Here is an 18,765-nt window from a genome sequence, read left to right on the forward strand (position 1 = left end):
AAGTGAAATATCTCCCATTGTCACTGATCCGCAAAAAACCATGTTTGTATATTTCCAATTTCCCTTTATACGGAGTGGCGACAATTTTGCCGGTCTGATTATGCAATCCTGCGTTGGAGGTGTCGGCCGAAGTAATGATATAAGACCACGCCCCCGGTAGCGTTGGAGCAAAACGCACTTTCCACGTATTCCCCCCGTCCCAATAGCCCGGCAGGGTAATGACTGTGTTTCCCGGTCCATTGAACGTGGCGGAAATTTCATTGTCCATGAAAGGGTTATCGTACGACACCGTACTTGTAAGAGTAATCTCCGCAACCTTCCACTGATCCACCTTCATTTCGACAGGTGCCGCCACCGCTAAACCGCCCGAACCGACTATAGAAATAAGTAAACACAGTAACATAAATACCGAAATTGTTTCTTTTCCTTTCCGATTGCGTACCATACCTAAACGCCCTCCTTTATAATTGGTAAAGTTTACGGCATTGTATCGTTTCCGAATACGCCGCGGATTGCCTCCAAATATTGCATGCCGGGAAAACGCGGCTTTGCTGCCTTTACCAGCTCCCATTCCTTGCTTAACTCCATTTTTTCATATTGGTTTACTGAGTTTTTATCCTTTAACGGCCCAGCCGTGATACATGCACCACCTACTTTCACGAGTCTTCTTCTATCCCTTAACCGCACCAACGGCTACTCCACTATAGAAATGCTTCTGATTGAGCAAGAAAAATAGAAACGGCGGAATAAATGAGAGACACATGAGTGCAAAAATAGATCCATAGTCGGTCTGTGTTTTGCTAGAGAATGCATAAACAAGCAGAGGCAAAGGAAATTTCGCACTATCCCGCAGGAAAAGCATCCCCGTAAAAAAATTATTCCACATCCCTAACGCGGTAAGTACGATAAATGCAATCATAACGGGTTTGGAAAGCGGAAGAATAAGATAAAGATACCTTCTGAAATAACCAAATCCATCAATAATAGCCGATTCATCCAGTGCACGGGGAATGGACTTAATAAATCCGCTGAATAGCAAAATTCCCATGGGAATCGTTCCCGTTGTGAATAACAGGATCATGACCGATCTGGTGTTAACCAGATCAAGCTTCATAACAATCGTGTAAAGAGCCGAGAGGCTTGAAGTTGCAGGAATCATCATCGACATAAGAAAAAAATAATAGATGAGCCCGAATATTTTTTCTCCGCGCCTTGCAATTGAATATCCTGCAAGGGATACAATGAACACGGCTGCTGCACTTGAAGCAGCTACATAGAACACCGAGTTGAACAGGCTCAAATAGAAATCATTTTTCGACAGAATAGTGAAATAATTCTTAAATTCAAGTTTCTCTGGCAGAAATGTGATCCGGTTGATTTCAATGTTATTTTTAAAGCTGTTTAGTATAACCACCGCTACTGGAAACAGCGCCATGACCAGAAAGAACAAAACGTACACATATTTCAACGAGTGAGATATCCTGGCTATCACAATTCCACCTCTCTTTTTCGCGTAATCCGAAGTTGAATGATAGAAAGTGTGGCAATAAATAGGAAGAATACAAAACCCATTGCACTGCCCAATCCAAACTGATTACGAGTAAATAGTACCTTGTAGATTAATGTTGTTATTGTAGTCGTGGAGTTGTTCGGGCCTCCATCGGGCGTCATCAGGAAAGGTAGATCAAATATTTGCAATGAGCCAACTATGCCCATAAACCACAATACGCTTAACGATGGCATGATCAGTGGGAAAGTAATCCTAAAGAATTTCGCCAGTCCATGGGCTCCGTCAAGATCAGCCGCTTCATTCACTTCCTTGGGAATTCCGTTAAGGCCGGCAGTAATGAGGACAATCCCTACCCCGAGGCTTTCGAACATATTAACGAAAATAATCGTATTCATAGCTGTGGCTTGATTTCCAAACCAGTCTATGGGTTCCTTGATCAGGTGGAGCTGCTCCAATATCATATTGATGTATCCGGTATACTGGAAAATATTGCGCCATGATAAGGACATAACTACAGCGCTGATCACAAGCGGAATATAAAATATCGCTCTCGCAATATTTTTTCCTTTGAAGTTTCTATATAGCATTAATGCGAGAGATAACTGCAATACTGTCCCAACGCTCATAGAAACTACCGCGAAATAAATTGTATTCCAAAAGGCTTGCAAAAAAAGCGGCTCGTTAAATACATTTTTAAAGTTATTCAGGCCAATGAAATTATAATTCAGACTCATTCCGTTCCAGTCCGTCAGCATATAGACCATGTTAAGAAAAAGCGGGCAAATCGTGAATACCGCATATAGAATCAATGCTGGAACTACTGCAACTAAGGCACTCAACATTTCATTCTTGAAGGAAAGTTTAGATTTTCTGATGGCCACGATTGGTTTCATTGAATGATTGTTATCCCTTCATTTCGCTTATTACCGTAGAGCGCCCTATCTTGCTCGGGATACGACGCTCTTCGGTACATATCAATTCCTGACTTTATTTTCCGTTATTCTAACTTTTTTACGGATTCCTTAACGATATCCCACTCTGTCTGAAGGTCTTTTAGCGACTTCTCCACGGTGACACCGCTATTGATAGCATCGAACATCGCTTTTTTATAAACATCCCCGAAAGAGGCCGGAACTTCATATTTGTCAGGATCACCGATAACCTTATTAACGTTAGGAGCATAAAGCTGATCATTTGATTGCTGTAATGCCGGGTCTAGTTCCAGCTTAATCCCCGGATGTATTGTCGTTGCTCCCATGCCTTGCACCATCATTTTAATGCTGTCAATGGAAGTCAAGCCATCGAATGCTTTTTTCGCCTGTTCTGGATATTTGGTCTTTGCATTGATCGCCAATCCATATCCTGGTGAAACCGTCATATTAATCTTTTTATTAGAATCAGCCGGATAAGGTAGCATGAATGAATTGAGCTTGAATTTCGCAGGATCAGCTTTTGTAATGGCTTCCAAAGTAGGAACCCAATTCCCTTGAGGCAGCATCGCAGCTCTGCCATCTGCGAAATACTGGACAGACTGGTCATATTTCAAAGTTGCAGAAGCTTTGGATACGTAACCTCCATCAGACAGCTTCTTCAGCATGGTGAATGTGCTTTCATAGATTTGCGGAATGGTGGCCGTACCTTCAACCAATGCATTAACTGCGTTTTTTATTCCTTGGTTGTTAACAGTAACGTCTCTGAATGGATTGGCTAACAGCCTGTATCCTGCCCAGTCTCCCGCACCAAATACCAATGGATCGACTCCGCTTGCTTTAATTGCCTCGCAGACTTGATAGAATTCTTCCATCGTTGTAGGCACGGAAAGATTTAATTTATCAAAGATGACTTGATTATAAAAGATCATATTCGTGCTGGCCCCGCTGTCGACCACAGACAGATAAACTTTGCCATTTATCTCCCGCGCATTGTACAGTTCCGGCAAATTTTCTTTAAGATCCTGAATTGAAGGCCGGTCAGTTACATCCATGAGATATCCGTTTTCTGCCCACTGTGGTGTCTCTCCCCTGTCCATGAACAACAGATCCGGCGCGTCTCCGGATTGAAACCGTGTCGTATATATGGTCTGCCAACTGTTCCCATCAATAATTTCTTCTTTAAGCTGAATATCTGGATTAGCTTTGTTCCAAGCCTCTATTGCCGGTGTAAGTTCGTTCTTGGAGTACCAATCAATTATTGTAAGGGTGACAGGTTCTACTGGCTCTGCGGAAGCACCTTCAGTTGGTGTTGTAGAAGCAACGCTACCCGCCGATGCAGGTGTATTCTCTTTATTCCCATTCGTCCCGCATCCTGCTAATAATGCAACGATAAGAATCGATACAATTCCAAATGATATAAAGCGCTTTCTCATTGATGAATCCCCCTGATTATGAATTTTACCGAGCTGATCATATGCATCTGATCAACCGGTTTGTGACATCCCTAGCTTAGCATTGAAATTGAAGTGTTAAATAGGGGGAATAACTTAAGAAAAGGAGTGCTTTTTTATTCAGTTTCCTTTCTTCCACTGATTTCATAAGGGAGTGATGATAGAATAATGATTATCAGCTAATCAGATCGCCGGACAGAAGGTGGAGAAAGCCATAGCTAAAACTCACATTTTTAATCGAAACATTGTCTACAAGCTTTTTGCCATCATGCTTCTGCTTACGATCATCCCGATCCTTATATTTGGAATTGCATCCTATTATTTGTCTGCTCGTGTGATGGAGAGCGATTCGATCAAGAACAGCCAGCTATCGAATGAGCAAATCCTTATCAATATGAACAACATTATCAGCACGCTGCAACAGCAGTCCTATGCACTGAACATGAGCTTAAAGGATATCCTGCCGATCGTTACGACATCCCCTGAAACTAATCCGAATTACAACGATGTACAGGTAAGAGTAAAGAATTATATGTCTACCTTGCTATTGTCCAATAAAAATATTAACTCTATCATCATTTATAACTTGGAAGGCTACCCTATCTTTTATATTGATAAGTCTGGAGGATCATTGCCATTAATTTCTTCCAGCGGGGAGTCATGGTTTGAACGGGCCATCCGCTTAAAGGGAGCTCCGGATTTATTAGAGCCGCACTCCAATAACACAACAAGTATAGTAGGAAGAAAAACAACCGTTATTTCGATAGGAAGAGCATTAGTCGATATCATTAACTCCCCTAAATACGAAACTAAAGGCGTACTTGTAGTGGATAGTAGCATTACCAATTTCGCCGATGCAGTAGCCACTAGTGGAGCTACACCGGATGTCCTGAACGTTATTTACAGCAACGGCGGAAACGTTATCTATTCCAAAGGTGCTCTGAGTGAACCGGAATATGCGAAACTGTTTTCCACCATCAATAAGTCTGAAAAATCTACATTAAATATGAAACTAGATAACAAAGACTATTTGATTACCAGTAATCCTTCTTCACAGTTCGGCTGGACTGCCGTTACCGCGATTCCTATTTCCACACTGCAAGCCAAGAGCGTATTTATCAAACAGATTAATATTTCGCTTGCCTTAATCATGGTATTCCTATGTCTGGCAGGCTCGGTTGGAATCAGCATATGGATCACATCCCCTCTAAAAAAACTGATGCGTGCTTTTGTAAAGCTCCGCAATGGCAACTTTGAAGCTCAGGTTGAGATCAGGGGGCAAGACGAATTCAGCATTATTGGGCTATCATTCAATATGATGGTGCGGAATATTAAACAGCTGATTATGGAGAAATATGAAATGACGCTGCTTCACCGACAGGCTGAGCTTGAGATTCTGCAAAGTCAGATCAATCCACACTTTCTGTACAATACCCTAAACTCCATAACAGCCGTTATCAAACGAAAGGATTATGAGAATTCAGTAGAAATGATTATGAGTCTCTCTGACATTTTTCGTTATTCACTCAACAAAGGGGTATATATTGTCACCATTGCGGACGAACTGGAGAATATCCGGAAATATTTGTTTCTTCAGCATTTCCGTTTCGCTGACAGGTTCAGTGTAAGCTATGACATCGCCAACGATGCTTTGCAATGCCCTATTCCACGGCTGACCCTGCAACCCATTATTGAGAATGCGATTATTCATGGCTTGAAGGAAGCTGCCGAAGACGGGAAAATCTCTATCATAGTCAAAACATATGGAGATAAATGCTTCGTATATATTTCGAATACCGGAAATATCATTGCACCGAAGAGAATAGAAGAAATCAATGCTTCTTTGGCACAAATACACTTCGGCTATACGGATAAGAAAGCAAATAAAATCAGTACGGGCATTTATAATGTCTGTGCACGAATTAAGCTATTGCTAGGTGATGAATATGGTATAAAAATCATGAGCAGTCCCGAAATGATAACAACCGTAAAATGTACTCTCCCTATTGATATAAAAAAAACGATAGGTGGCGATGTTGTTGAAGATTCTTATCGTTGACGATGAAAAACTGGCGCGTGAAACCATTGTCTCTATGGTTGTCGAGTTCTCAGAGAAGATGTCATTCGATGTCGAGATTCTGGAGGCTAAAGACGGAGAAGAAGCATTGCATATCATTCAAGGATATCAACCGGAAATCGTGATCGCTGATATCATGATGCCTAATCTGAACGGCATTGAATTGCTTTCGCAAGTAAATGAACTAGAGCTTCCAACCCTGTTTATATTTGTAAGCGGTTTCGACTCTTTCGAGTATGCGCAGAAGGCTGTTTCATTGGGCGCCTTTTCCTATATCCTCAAACCGGTTCACCAGAACGAGATGGAAGAAATACTAACTAAGGCTCACATCAAGCTTGAGAAGGAAACTAAAGCTGTAATAAGCAATCTACATCAGGATATTTTATTTAACAGGAACCTGAAGATTCTCCAGAAAAGCTTTATGACGAAGCTGGTTACGCACGTAAATAACACAGATGTCTCCGAGTCTATCGTTTTACAGCAATTGAAAGAAATCAATCTCCATTTTAGATATGACTGCTTTACCGTTATGCTCATCCATCTCAACTTCATAGCAGAAGATAACGAACGATCACGAATTGAAATTGAATCTGATATTGTCCTGAAAGAAATATTCCTGAAGAACAATATAGACGGCTACGAATTCGATGTGGATGGGAAGCTGGGTTATGTTCTTAACTTTACGTCATGCAGTAACATTAAAGAGATCATTTCCGATTGCTGCAACCAAGTTACACAGTATCTAAACAGCTTCTCCCACTGCACCATATCGACTGGGATTGGCCTGTTTACGAGCAGCCTTAACATGTTGCACACCTCTTACCGTGATTCAACCAATGCACTATTTCAAATCTGGTTTAAGTTTCAATCTGCTAACGATGTAACGCAAAACAACCTCGTATATTATGAGTCCGATCATGTTAACGAATCCATCATTGATGAAGAAATTAACGTTAATTATGTAGAAAATCTTAGGCATCAACTGGATTTAGGAGGAGCAAGCCATAACAAAACCGGTGCACTTGAACTCATTAACAAATACTATTCTATATTTTTCAATAATCACCTTGGACTTCCCCATGATCTGATTTCAAATATGAATTTTCAAACCATTATGGTTTTGACCACATTTTTGGATAAAGCCGGACTAGATCCCGATGATATTCTTGGCACCGAACTTTTCCTGTACAACAAGCTTAATTCCTGTACAACTGCTGAAGCGGTATTGTTATGGTGCGATGAGAAAATTACAATAGCACTCGATGCAACAAAGTCAGCCTTTGAAAATAACAATTCAAAATTGGTCAACCGTGTAAAGGAGTTTGTAAAAACCAACATCGATAACAATGTCAGTCTGACTATGGCCGCTAATCATATTTTTATGACTCCACAATACTTAAGCAAAATTTTTCACCAGGTAGAAGGTGATAACTTCGTAAACTATGTAAAGAAAGCAAAAATCGAACGAGCAAAACAACTGCTTAAACAAGGCTATAAACCAAACGAGGTTTCGGAGACATTAGGATTTAGCGATACCAAATATTTTTTCAAGGTTTTCAAGCAAGCTACCGGACTTTCCCCCTCTTCTTATAAAAAAATTTAGCAAATACAGCAAAAAGTCCTGCGGTGTCGGCCGCTAGAGCCTCCTTCGGAGCCGCCGCCCAACACCTCCAGGTACCCCGTGAGCTCCGCCTTATCCAGCTCCCGGTCCATCCATTCCTTGCAGGAAGCGCTCGCGCATCAGCGTGCGCGACACTTCGCGGTGCCGCTGGTGCCGCTCCAGGTTAAATGATCCGCTCGCGGCTGCGCTCCTCGTTCTCCGTAAACCTGAGGGACGGCCTCGAACATTAGTCGATCATTAAAAAAGACGTAACGGCATTATGCCGTTACGCCTTTTTTGTATATGACCGGGTACATGTCTCCCTGAACGATATCGCCATCTTTACCGCCTGAAGCCATGAATTGTTTGGTCGACAAGTATTGGTGTCGCTCATCGTACCGAAAGCGCGTTTCGCCGGTCATTAAGTGAAGCGCCGACGAGCGGCGTACCCGGTCCGAAATGTTAGGCCCGCTTCCGTGTATTGTCAAGCTGTGATGGAAGCTGACTTGACCCGCTTTCATGACGATCGGCATAGTTCGAAACACTTGTCCCTCAGGCACGTTCATTCCATTCTTTTGATTATCTAAATTTTGTTCGTAAAAGTCACTACCATTCAGAAGCCCCCATTGGTTGCTGCCCGGCACCATCATCATGCAGCCATTCTCTTCGTCAACGTCATCGTAAGCCACCCATGCCGTAAGCAACGTCTCTGGGTTCTGAAAGCACTTCCAATACGTATAGTCCTGATGCCAACCCACGTTTGAAGCGTGTCCTCCGGATTGTTCAGGTTTATGCAACAGCTGATCGGCCCAGAAACGGATTGTATCCGTCTCCGTCAAAGCAGCGGCAAGCTCGCCGATCACCGGATCGTGGGCGAGTGCACGGATCGTTAAGTCGGCATAGCTTTTTCACTCAGATTCCGCGTTTTCTCTATCGAACATAAAAACATTCAGAAGAGGCAAATATCCCATTGACCATTAAGCATATTGTTCATCGGATTTCTGTTTGTATTCATTCGGTTTAATTCCTTCATACCGGATGAAGGCACGTTTGAATGAATAGACGTTGTCATAGCCTACCCGGGACGCGACATTGTTGATTTCGCCGGGCTTCTCCCTTAGCAGCTCCTTGGCCTTTTCCATCCGCAGCCGGCATAAATAATCATAGAAATTGACGCCAGCCACTTCCTTAAATGTCTTCGATACGCCGGATACTGACATTTCGAATATCGCTGCAAGCGTCTTAAGCGATACGTCCGCTTCAGTATAATTCATTTTGACATACTGAAGCAGTTTACCACCGATCTCCATCGCGGATGGGGTGTTGGAATATTGAATTCGTTCACATATGACCGTCCCAACTTCGAATACATAACCCCACATAGGAGCGATATCCTCCGTGACCACATGACTCTCAAATTGCTTTGCATATATGATCGCATCCATGTTTAACTCGGTGAGTACCCGCAGCATGGTTTCTAGTAATAAGGAGACCAGCCTGATGGTAACCTTTGCCGGCAGGTTGCGCCGCTCGTTCTCCGCTCTGATCTCACTTAGAATATGAATGGATGTATCCATGTTCCCCACTTTCAAGTTATTGATCAGCTGGACTTCCCAGTCCGTTGGGTAATAATAGTGGACATCCGCATGGACCACTTCCTCCTGGCGGACCAGAACATGCCCTCGCGAGAAGATCGCCATCTGCAGGCTTTCATTTGCCGCATAATATGATTTACTGATGCCAATCAGTCCTTGCTCGACCGCACCATACCAAATATCGGGTTTCACCTGACAGGCCTGCTCTATGCCTGCCGCTATATCCGAAGCGATGCATCCCATCACCCCATGATCTCCAAACGGCTGCACCAACGATACGATGATAGCTTTATCCGCATCCGTCACCTCGAACAGCTCATAGTCCAATGAGTAACGCTTGAATACTTGTTCGGCGACGTATATGGTTATCATCTCGATTTGCTGAATTCTCGCGATATCCGTATAATCGTGAATACTAAGAAACCGCAGCAGCATCGTGCAGTAATACATATCGTTGGTATAGCTGACTCCAAATTTTCGGAAATCAACCAGCTGCTGATCGGCTATAAAGTACCCCTTCAGTAAGCGAAGCAGTAAGTTCGAGCGCGCAGCAAGTTCATAAGCGGACATTGCTTGCTGGAGAGCTTGATTCTCATGAATCAGCTGTTCAAACGAATTCTCGATCCGGTTGTACTCGCATCGTGCCGACTTCGCGTCCGTCTCGTCTCGCTGTGCAACAGAGAGCTTGTTCAACAATGCAGCAAGCGGTCGATAACTAATCTTCGCCAACCCGTACGCTGCCATAGTCCCCACTATGATGGAGATGAAGATGGCAAGGAGAGAACCGAACAAATTTTTCGCACTAATCAAACTGTCGTCGAAATAAGAAACGGTATACTGCCAATCACTTGCTTGGGAGTTAATTGTGAGCTCGTCTTCCATTCTTCGTTCTCTCTCCGTATCGCTTAAACCGCTTCTCACTTGCTTGTAGATGATCGCATCGAATGCAGAGATGGTGAAATCACCCGAATCGATACCACCTAACCGGTTCAAATACTCGATCAGATACGCATTATCGATGAACAGAACCAAGGTGGCCCGCGGATGGCCCACAACCTCCAAACTCTGCAGGACGGGAATGACTTTCTTTACGGTACCCCAGGTTCGGATGGTTTGCGGCTGTCCGATATCAAAATAGCGATAAAGACTGACATCATGCATCAGATTACGGCGTGCAGTTTCGTCAAACACGACAACATCCGAGAAGAAATCATTCTCAGCATAAGATCCCCATGGTGACAAGACCAGATGCTTCTCAGGATAGATGACTGCCCCGGAGGAAACGATGCCCAGCGATCCGACAAGATTTTGAAAGTCTTTTTTAATATCCAACATATTCAGAGCATCAAAATCTTGGTCAAATACATTGCTGTTTTCCATCCTTTTCTGAACCCAAGGCTTCTGACTCAGTACTTTGCCCGCGTTTTGCAGCTCATATAATTTGTTATCCATGATAGCTGAGGTCCGTTGAGCGTCTGTCATGTGCTTCTCATATAACCGATCCTGTTCTTCCTTCACATTTCGCTGCATGTTGATCACGCTGAATACGAAGATGGGAATCATCAGTATTCCAAAATAGGACAAGAAAGTTTTCTGAAAGATGCTACTTGCCAAACGCCACTTGAGCATTGTAAATCCCCCCTCAACCGACCGCTATAGACAAAGGGGCAGATCGGAGCTGAACGGGATCTGCCCCTTGCTCATGAATTCATCGCTCTCAATCGTTAATCGATGCTGTTATACCGGTCCAGCAGCTGCTGCTCGATCTCGATTAGCTGATCCAGTCCGAGTTTTTTCAATTCAGCGATATATTTATCCCAATCGTCGAGTGAACTTTGACCAAGTGCCAGCTTCGTGGCAAGCTCAGTGGAGTACGTCGTCAGATTGGTTAATAATTTGGTCTTGGTCTCCAGCTGCTTCTCATCGGGGATGGATAGATAGTTGTCATTTGAGCTTACATAATAGGGCTTGTAGGTAAGAACCTTCATTTCATTATCGGCCTTCTGCTGAGGAACACGGGACAATTCAAATTCCAGGTTCGGGAACTGAATGCGCGGAAAGACCGTGCCGCCGAACAGCAGTGCGCCCTGGACCTGCTTCTTATCGGCGAGCTCCTGATCCGAGCCGTTGTTCATGAACGTCTTGGCGCCGTTTGCGTCTAAGTTATATGTCTGATCTTTAATACCCCAGTATAACAAATCGGCGTATTCCTTCGAATAGACCACATCGAAGAATTTGATGGCAGCCTCGACATCCTTGGCATCCTTCGTAATGGCGTACTTTTCCCACACCAGATAAGGAGGCTCAATTTGTATGGCAGGGGTAATACTGTCAACTGCTTTTAGAGGCATCAGCGGAAGATAGCTTCCACCGCTCTGAACATTCAGCTCAGACCACATTTCCAGGTTGTAGTTATTGAAAGAGGAGATTTTGTTTTCGATCATTTTTTGCTGCGTTTGCTCGCTGTTAGCGGCAATCAAATTCGTATCAAGAACGCCCTCCTTCACCATACGCTGCAAATACTTGAAGTAATCCTGGACTCCGTCTTGATACCACGGGGAAACGATTTTTTTGTTCTCGACATCGACGGCTGTAATGCCGGTGCCCAGCCCGAACCATTGTGCGATAGATTCCGAGAAGGCGCCAGGATTGTAGAGGAGCACCTCATCCTTCTGACCGTTACCGTTAGCATCCTTATCGCGCATTATCTTGAGCGTCTGCAAATATTCCTCGGCGGTTGCGGGTACCGGGAGGTTTAGCTTATCGAGCCAGTCTTTACGTATCAGCATCGTTAAGGAAACAGGCGCGGGCTGTTTGTCTTGATACAACTTTTTGTGAAGACTGCTGAACCAGTACATCTTACCGTCTGGGGACGTGGTCGTCTTCTTGGCGAATGGGAACTCCTCATCATACATTTTTTTGATATTACCGTTACTGTATTTCTCAATAAGCGGATTCAAGTCGAGCAGCGCCCCCTGCTTGGCCAAATTAAGCACCGTCGTATTGTCCAGTGCGGAGATGTTTACGATATCGGGAAGCTTGCTGCCTGAAGCCATTCTCGTCTTGATCACGACGCTATACTGCTCATTGGGAACCAGCTCGTAATCCGGATCAAGCCCTGCATGGGTCAGCATCTTGTCCAATTCCGTCCATACGGGATATTTCTCCCGATCATCGAACTTGATGAACCGGCTCGTATTGGCAGGACCAAGCAGTCGAAGCTTGCTGAGCTGTTGTCCATCGTTGGAGATACTACCCTCTTCATTGTTGCTGCCACATGCGCTTACAGTCACGACTAATGCTAGAGCTACTGAGCCTGGTAAGAGCTTGTTTGTCCAATTTTTCTTCATTAATATCCTCCTTGAATGTGGGTTAAGACCTATTCCTTCAAAGAACCGAGAAGCGCTCCTTTGATAAAATATTTCTGGAAAAATGGATAGGTGAAGATGACGGGCAGTGCAGTGAACACAATAATCGAATATTTCAGCTGGATGTTCGACAGAATCTGGGTCATGGCATTAGCTGAATCTTCCATTGTCATCGCCTTTAAATCTACGGTCTGCTGGACGATGACGCGGTACAGATACATCTGCAGCGGATGCAGCTTCTCGTTAGGCAAGTAGACAAGCGCGTCGAACCAGCTGTTCCAGATTCCAACGATGCTATATATGGCAATGACAGCCATAATCGGCTTGGATACGGGCAGAATGATCCGGAAAAGAAGCTGCCAGTGGGAGGCACCATCCATGAAGGCGGACTCCTTCAATCCCTCCGGAATCGACATAAAGAATGTCCGGACAAGGATAATATTCCATATACTGACTGCACCGGGGATAATGATTGCAAATATTGTATTGTATAGACCCAGATTGTTCACCAGGAGGAAGGACGGGATCAGTCCACCCCCGAAATACATAGGAATAATCAGATAGGCAATGACCCATTTGCGTCCTTTCAAATGGCGGACCGTTAACGGATATGCACCCAGTATGGCTGTAAGACAGTTCAGCAGCGTACCGCTCAGAACGTAGATAATGGTATTGGAATACGCCCACCACATCTGCTTATCCTTGAGGATCAGCTCATAAGAGCCCAGAAAAAAGCCTTTGGGATACCAAAACACGTTCATTGCCGCTACCTCTCTCGGCGAGCTAATGGACATAATGATGACAAAATAGAACGGATACAGTGTGGCGAGACAGATAGCAATCACAATGGCATAAATAATGAAATCTACTAAGGTCGAGCCTTGCCGAACGGCATTCGGATTTCTTCTGACCCAGGTGCTCATCGCACTCCTCCTTTACCACAAGGCATAATCAGAATATTTGCGGCTCAGCTTATTCGCCAAGAACAACAATGAGAAATTAATTAGGGAGATGAACAGTCCAATTGCCGTTCCCGAGCTGAAATTGCCTCCTAGAAGACCATCGCGGTACAAATAAGTTCCAATGACGTCGGCAGTCTCATACAGAATCGGATTGTAGATGAGCAGAATGAACTCGCTGTTCGCCGTCAACAGATTGCCGATTGCGAATATGAGTAGAATGAAGATGGTAGGCCGAATAGATGGAAGTGTAATATGTAGAATCTGCTTGAACCGATTTGCTCCATCCATCTTTGCCGCTTCGTACATATGGGGATCGATCGACGACATGGCTGACATATAGAGAATGCTCCCCCAGCCGAAGGACTTCCAAATGGTCGTAATCGTGTAGATGGCGGGAAAATAGCCCGGCTCAGTATTGAGCGAAAGCGGCGAACCGCCAAACAGTTTGATGATGGCATTAATGATTCCATCCGTATTGATGAAAGACAAGACCATCCCCGCAACGACCACATTGGAGATGAAGTGAGGCAAGTAGCTGGCTGTCTGCACATACTTCTTCAAGAAGCCATTCCTCAGTTCATTCATCAGCAGTGCGAACAGAATCGGCACCCAGAAACCAAAGACCAGTGACAAGAAGCTGAGGGTGAACGTATTGCGCATTAAGCGCCAGAAATAGGGACCATTAAAAAAGTTGGTGAAGTGCTTGAAACCTACCCAATCCACCCCTCTACTAAGGGAAATGAACGAATCCCCTGGGGAGTAATTCTGAAAGGCGATGACGATTCCGTACATCGGGATGTAGCTGAACACGAAGATATGCAGCAGTACGGGAAGCATAATTAAGTAAAGCTGGATATTCTCCTGAAAGCGAAACGAAGGTTGTTTTCTCGACTGTCTATTCACTTTCGTATGTGCAACTGCTTTCATGTAGGCTGAGCTCTCCTTTCAAAAAGTGATAACGGTTTATCCGGGCCCGGTCCGTAAGATTCATGTTAGATAGTATCCCATAACAAAGCAACAAACAATTTTTGAACAGGTTCGCAATTTTTTCCCACACAGAAATAAAGGTCATTCCTTATAAACGCATGGTTGCCATGCATTGGTTCTAACCTTCGAATCGTCCAAAACTAAAAAATTTCAGTCACACTTCATTGATCGGGCAGTAAAAAATAAAAAAAACACGGGGGTTCCGAGACCCCCGTGGTTATTAAATATGATTCTTCCAAAGTTGCATTCCCTTTCATCTAACGGGTTTAGATTTAATTTGATTGACCTAATTCAATTTCTAAATACCATTTACAGCTCTCATTTGGCGCAATATATGCTGCTGTTCCGTTTTCCAGCGCTCTTGTCAGTAAATCAAAATAACCAATGGACGGCTCTAAAGCGATGACAGGGCGATCATTAAATAAGCCGCGATCAATCCAAATCCCCAAATATCTAGCGATATTCGCATCCGTTTTCAGTTTAATATAGCTCTTGCTTTCCAAGCCGTATAAACCGGACCATGCGTCGGCCACAGGCTTAGGCGTATAATATTTTTCACCGGTTTGATTGCATATCGGATCAATTACCCAATTCTCAGGGATTGCAGCTATATGATTAATCTTCTGTTGATCGCTGTTGTAAACACATAGAAGCTCATTTAATGGTTCAGGAAGAAGAATCCGAGTTGGCTCCGATAGACTAAACTGCGGATGCGGTATCCAAATAAAAGGTATTTGCTGTTCACTCGAGTTGAATACATCATAGCTTAAGACAAGCCGGTTATCTTGTAATGTCATGAGGCGACTAAAACGGCAGGTAGGGTACTTATTCATCACGGAAGACAATATCCCCCCCGCCATAGATTCAGCGTTCCATGACATGTCCCATATGTCTCCATGATCAGAGAATTCCGTACCGCTAACTGTGCATGGTTTCACCGTTGGAAAGCATTCATCCCATCCGCTCATGTCCGCTTCAACAAATTTCGTTCCAGAAGCAATGGGTTGTAGTTCTCGATCACCAGAATTCAGCAGCCACTCCTTTCCAGTTGATTTATCAAAAATGGAGACCAGTTTTCCGCCAATAGATGGAACCGTGATAGCCAATACATAATCATTTTCGATCATATAAGCATGATTATTTTTGTATTGGGTCTCTCGAATGATTGATTTCATTATAGAAGTCTCCCTATTTACCAATCTGCTAATGAACCGTCTTCCTCATACAATAGTGGTGTTTCCCATATGCCATCAAAGATTTTGTCCTTCATTGCTTCTTCATCCAGTTCAATGCCTAATCCCGGACCTCTTGGCAATGGAATATATCCATCCACAATAACAAATGGATTTTTTAAATATCCTTCGCCAAGATCCCACTTTTCAGGCATGCCAGGATGCTCTTGAAACAAGAAATTCGGGATGCATGCATCCAACTGCAAACACGCAGCTAACGAGATTGGGCCAAGCGGATTATGAGGTGCTACTGAACGATAATAAACCTCTGCCATTGCAGCAATTTTTTTCGCTTCTAAAATACCGCCAACATGACACAGATCCGGCTGCACAACGGCAACGGCCTGCTTTTCTAATAATTCACGGTAGCCCCACTTTGTAAATAACCGCTCGCCTGCAGCAATGGGAATCGTTGTGGATTGCGCAATTCTGACCATAGCATCGACATTTTCAGGTAAGCACGGCTCCTCAATAAACATAGGGTAGTATGGCTCCAATGCTTTGGCCAGACGAATCGCCATAGCTGGACTGACGCGACCATGAAAGTCTATGGCCAGATCGATATCCTTGCCAATAGCCTCTCTAACTCTGGCAAATCGTTCAACATGTTCTTCTACTGCAGCCAGTGTATCAATATTTCTAATCGGTGGAATAATCGAATATTTAATCGCTGTATAACCTTGTTCTTTTCGCTCGCGAGCCATTTCCACCATTTGATCTATGCTATTGCCGTTTTTGATCCCTACCTGCTTAACATGTGTATACATTCGAATCTTATTGCGGCAAGCACCGCCTAGCATTTCATACACAGGCATATTATAGTATTTACCTTTAATGTCCCAGAGGGCTTGTTCAATACCGCTAATCGCGCTTAAAATGACTGGGCCGCCTCGATAGAATCCGCCTCTGTACATAACCTGCCAGTGATGCTCAATAAGCATTGGATCCTGTCCGATTAAATATCGCTCAAATTCCTTAATCGCGGTTTCAACGGTTCGAGCGCGGCCTTCCAGTACGGGCTCGCCGTAACCTACTATGCCTTCGTCGGTGTGAATTTTCAGAAACAACCATCTGGGCCTGACATGAAATGTTTCCAGTTTGGTTATTTTCATAGGTTTGGCTCCTCTCTGCCTGCAACATACGTATTATCAAGCAATGCCGGCAACATCGCTCCGCCGTCAACCGCTAAGGTGGTGCCGGTAATATATTGTGCCGAATCCGAGCTTAGAAAAAGAACAGCCCCGGCAATCTCCTCCTTAACGCCCATTCTTTGCAGCGGCGTTCTTGAAATAAACATTTGTTGTCTTGGTGTATACGCTTCGCTATTATCGTTTTTGATCGAACCAGGCGCTATCGCATTTACACGTATGCCATAAGGTGCTAATTCCAAAGCTGCGTGCTGCGTAAATTTATTCAGCGCAGCCTTAGAGGGTCCATACACACTCGCATGGGGAAAATTCAATTCCTGATGGACAGACGTAATATTTATAATGGATCCTTTAACGCCTTTTTCCACCATATAGCGGGCAGCTTGCTGTGTGCAAAAATAGGAGCCTTTCCAATCCGTGTTCGTTATTTTATCCCATAGCTCCTCAGTAGCTTCAAGAAACGGCTGGAATTTTGTAATTCCCGCATTATTTACGAGAAGATCGATCGTCCTGTACTTTTCAATGAACGCCGCAAACATATGCGCAATGCTTGCTACAGAGCTGACATCGCCATAAAATACATCATGCGTTCCGCCATATTTCGCAGCTTCTTGACAGGCGCTTTCAGCTTCTTCTTTATGCGTAGAAAAGTAGTTAAATCCAACATCGTAACCGTTCTTTGCAAGCTCAATCGCAATCGTTCGGCCAATACCAGAACTAGAGCCTGTTACTAGCGCTTTTTTAGACATGTTCGCCCTCCTGCTGACGTTCAAACTCTCCGTCAGCAAGCTTGGTAAACCGTTTGATCAGTTCAATTTCCTTCGGGTCATACGGTCTATGATTCGGACGGAATAAATCGTGAAACCATTTTGTGAAATCCAGATGATCTCCTTTGCCCAGTTCATAACGTTGCCATGAACCTTCCCATGGCTCATAGGTTTGATACAATCCTGCAACGAATCCCCAGTTATAGCAGGCGATTTTCTCTAAATAAAACAGCGGGAATAGTTCATGTAAATGATTATTCGTTACACGGCCTAACCATTCCGTATTCATAATAGGTCTGCCGTATTCTTTTAGCCGTTTAATGATTTTGATATTATCCTCATAGGATGAATAGTTGTGATAACTGATAATATCAGAGTTCTCAACAATAAATTGTTCAACTTCAGGCAGCTCATTGTCATAATTAAGACCCTTCCAAACACAGGATGTAATCGGCTGGTCAGGATTTACCTCTCTGGCAATTTCAAAAAATTTCTTAACATGAGGAATAGAGATCTTATCACGATGAGAATTACCTGCTTCATTGTATAAATCCCATATAACGACACGCGGATCGTTTTTGTATTTCTCCATAATTTCGCGAACCCACACATAGTGACGTTCTGCAATTTCCCGTTCATCCATAATATGATAGCCCATTTGTTTTAAGAGCGAATGCTGTGAATGTTTACGGCCGCCATGATAGCCCCAATCAAAATTTTGCTTTCCAAGCTTTAACGGTTTATAGTGCTCATCCTTAGGAGTCATACAATCATTGCCGAAAACAATCATTGAGCGAATGCCATGCTTATAGGCCATGCTTAAGTAACGATCAAACCGTTCCATAAAACCGTCATGATCCTGATCCCAGACAATAAACTCCAAAATGATACGAATGCTATTAAACCCAATCGAACCTGCCAGCTCCAGTTCTTTATCAGCGGTTGCAAACCGCTCCTCAAAGCCCAGCTTCTGCCATTGATCAATTCGATTCGCACAATCACTGGACATAAAGTTACAACCGCGTAACCAAGGCGTATTGTTATACCAATTCCATGCTTTTTCTTTAGACCATACTTGCGACATTTCAATTCCTCCTCCAGTTTTATATCGCCACTAAATGGATACATAGACTTGC

The 18,765-nt window shown here is 43.8% G+C and carries 15 protein-coding genes; 2 read left to right on the forward strand and 13 right to left on the reverse strand.

Features of this window, described 5'->3' with window-relative positions:
• From IEY46_RS35345 to IEY46_RS35365, 4 genes are all read right to left on the reverse strand, one after another.
• Positions 1-445, reverse strand: a 445-nt coding sequence (locus IEY46_RS35345; protein ID WP_189000865.1) for a DUF5060 domain-containing protein, incomplete at its 3' end; no start/stop codon positions are given.
• Positions 446-670: 225 nt separating this feature from the next.
• The gene (locus IEY46_RS35355) at positions 671-1,459 is read right to left on the reverse strand and encodes a carbohydrate ABC transporter permease (RefSeq protein ID WP_229750762.1); all 789 of its coding nucleotides are present in this window, start codon (positions 1,457-1,459) and stop codon (positions 671-673) included.
• Positions 1,460-1,488: 29 nt separating this feature from the next.
• Positions 1,489-2,403, reverse strand: a complete 915-nt coding sequence (locus IEY46_RS35360) for a carbohydrate ABC transporter permease (protein WP_189000874.1) — start codon at positions 2,401-2,403, stop codon at positions 1,489-1,491.
• A gap of 104 nt (positions 2,404-2,507) precedes the next feature.
• The gene (locus tag IEY46_RS35365; RefSeq protein ID WP_189000877.1) at positions 2,508-3,875 is read right to left on the reverse strand and encodes an ABC transporter substrate-binding protein; all 1,368 of its coding nucleotides are present in this window, start codon (positions 3,873-3,875) and stop codon (positions 2,508-2,510) included.
• Between the two features lie 220 nt (positions 3,876-4,095).
• On the opposite strand from IEY46_RS35365, the gene IEY46_RS35370 reads away from it, so the two are divergent.
• Together IEY46_RS35370 and IEY46_RS35375 are read left to right on the forward strand one after the other, a co-directional pair.
• Entirely contained in the window at positions 4,096-5,952 is a 1,857-nt protein-coding gene (locus IEY46_RS35370) for a cache domain-containing sensor histidine kinase (RefSeq protein WP_189000880.1), read from the forward strand.
• A complete protein-coding gene (locus IEY46_RS35375; RefSeq protein WP_189000883.1) occupies positions 5,933-7,573 on the forward strand; it encodes a response regulator transcription factor in 1,641 nt (546 codons plus the stop codon). Before IEY46_RS35370 ends, IEY46_RS35375 begins: the two co-directional genes overlap by 20 nt.
• Before the next feature lie 275 nt (positions 7,574-7,848).
• Here IEY46_RS35375 and IEY46_RS35380 read toward each other — a convergent pair whose 3' ends face one another.
• The 9 genes from IEY46_RS35380 to IEY46_RS35420 form a co-directional block, all read right to left on the reverse strand.
• Entirely contained in the window at positions 7,849-8,457 is a 609-nt protein-coding gene (locus IEY46_RS35380; protein WP_268239563.1) for a phytanoyl-CoA dioxygenase family protein, read from the reverse strand.
• A 90-nt stretch (positions 8,458-8,547) separates the two neighbouring features.
• Positions 8,548-10,794 (reverse strand): helix-turn-helix domain-containing protein, encoded by a 2,247-nt coding sequence (locus IEY46_RS35385; RefSeq protein ID WP_189000889.1) that lies wholly within the window; start codon positions 10,792-10,794, stop codon positions 8,548-8,550.
• A gap of 95 nt (positions 10,795-10,889) precedes the next feature.
• Complete coding sequence (locus IEY46_RS35390) at positions 10,890-12,515, reverse strand: extracellular solute-binding protein (protein WP_189000892.1); 1,626 nt, start codon at positions 12,513-12,515, stop codon at positions 10,890-10,892.
• Positions 12,516-12,544: 29 nt separating this feature from the next.
• Complete coding sequence (locus IEY46_RS35395; protein WP_189000895.1) at positions 12,545-13,456, reverse strand: carbohydrate ABC transporter permease; 912 nt, start codon at positions 13,454-13,456, stop codon at positions 12,545-12,547.
• 12 nt (positions 13,457-13,468) lie between these two features.
• Positions 13,469-14,422: an ABC transporter permease gene (locus IEY46_RS35400; protein ID WP_189000898.1), complete on the reverse strand. Its 954-nt coding sequence runs from the start codon at positions 14,420-14,422 to the stop codon at positions 13,469-13,471.
• Positions 14,423-14,754: 332 nt separating this feature from the next.
• Entirely contained in the window at positions 14,755-15,657 is a 903-nt protein-coding gene (locus tag IEY46_RS35405; RefSeq protein ID WP_189000901.1) for an aldose epimerase family protein, read from the reverse strand.
• 17 nt (positions 15,658-15,674) lie between these two features.
• On the reverse strand, positions 15,675-16,826 hold the full coding sequence (dgoD, locus tag IEY46_RS35410) for a galactonate dehydratase (protein WP_189000904.1): 1,152 nt from the start codon (positions 16,824-16,826) through the stop codon (positions 15,675-15,677).
• Positions 16,823-17,611, reverse strand: a complete 789-nt coding sequence (locus IEY46_RS35415; protein ID WP_189000907.1) for an SDR family NAD(P)-dependent oxidoreductase — start codon at positions 17,609-17,611, stop codon at positions 16,823-16,825. Before IEY46_RS35415 ends, dgoD begins: the two co-directional genes overlap by 4 nt.
• Positions 17,604-18,713, reverse strand: coding sequence for a glycoside hydrolase family 2 TIM barrel-domain containing protein (locus tag IEY46_RS35420; protein ID WP_189000909.1), 1,110 nt, complete (start codon positions 18,711-18,713; stop codon positions 17,604-17,606). The genes IEY46_RS35415 and IEY46_RS35420 overlap by 8 nt, the downstream gene beginning before the upstream one ends.
• Positions 18,714-18,765 lie beyond the last annotated feature (52 nt).

This window comes from Paenibacillus nasutitermitis (assembly GCF_014641075.1).
In the GTDB taxonomy this organism is placed as follows: domain Bacteria; phylum Bacillota; class Bacilli; order Paenibacillales; family Paenibacillaceae; genus Paenibacillus_Z; species Paenibacillus_Z nasutitermitis.

Coding starts and splice junctions, on each gene's coding strand:
- IEY46_RS35360 (WP_189000874.1), bottom strand. CDS start 2,403: ATGAAACCAATCGTGGCCATCAGAAAATCTAAACTTTCCTTCAAGAAT.
- IEY46_RS35365 (WP_189000877.1), bottom strand. CDS start 3,875: ATGAGAAAGCGCTTTATATCATTTGGAATTGTATCGATTCTTATCGTT.
- IEY46_RS35385 (WP_189000889.1), bottom strand. CDS start 10,794: ATGCTCAAGTGGCGTTTGGCAAGTAGCATCTTTCAGAAAACTTTCTTG.
- IEY46_RS35390 (WP_189000892.1), bottom strand. CDS start 12,515: ATGAAGAAAAATTGGACAAACAAGCTCTTACCAGGCTCAGTAGCTCTA.
- IEY46_RS35395 (WP_189000895.1), bottom strand. CDS start 13,456: ATGAGCACCTGGGTCAGAAGAAATCCGAATGCCGTTCGGCAAGGCTCG.
- IEY46_RS35400 (WP_189000898.1), bottom strand. CDS start 14,422: ATGAAAGCAGTTGCACATACGAAAGTGAATAGACAGTCGAGAAAACAA.
- IEY46_RS35405 (WP_189000901.1), bottom strand. CDS start 15,657: ATGAAATCAATCATTCGAGAGACCCAATACAAAAATAATCATGCTTAT.
- dgoD (WP_189000904.1), bottom strand. CDS start 16,826: ATGAAAATAACCAAACTGGAAACATTTCATGTCAGGCCCAGATGGTTG.
- IEY46_RS35415 (WP_189000907.1), bottom strand. CDS start 17,611: ATGTCTAAAAAAGCGCTAGTAACAGGCTCTAGTTCTGGTATTGGCCGA.
- IEY46_RS35420 (WP_189000909.1), bottom strand. CDS start 18,713: ATGTCGCAAGTATGGTCTAAAGAAAAAGCATGGAATTGGTATAACAAT.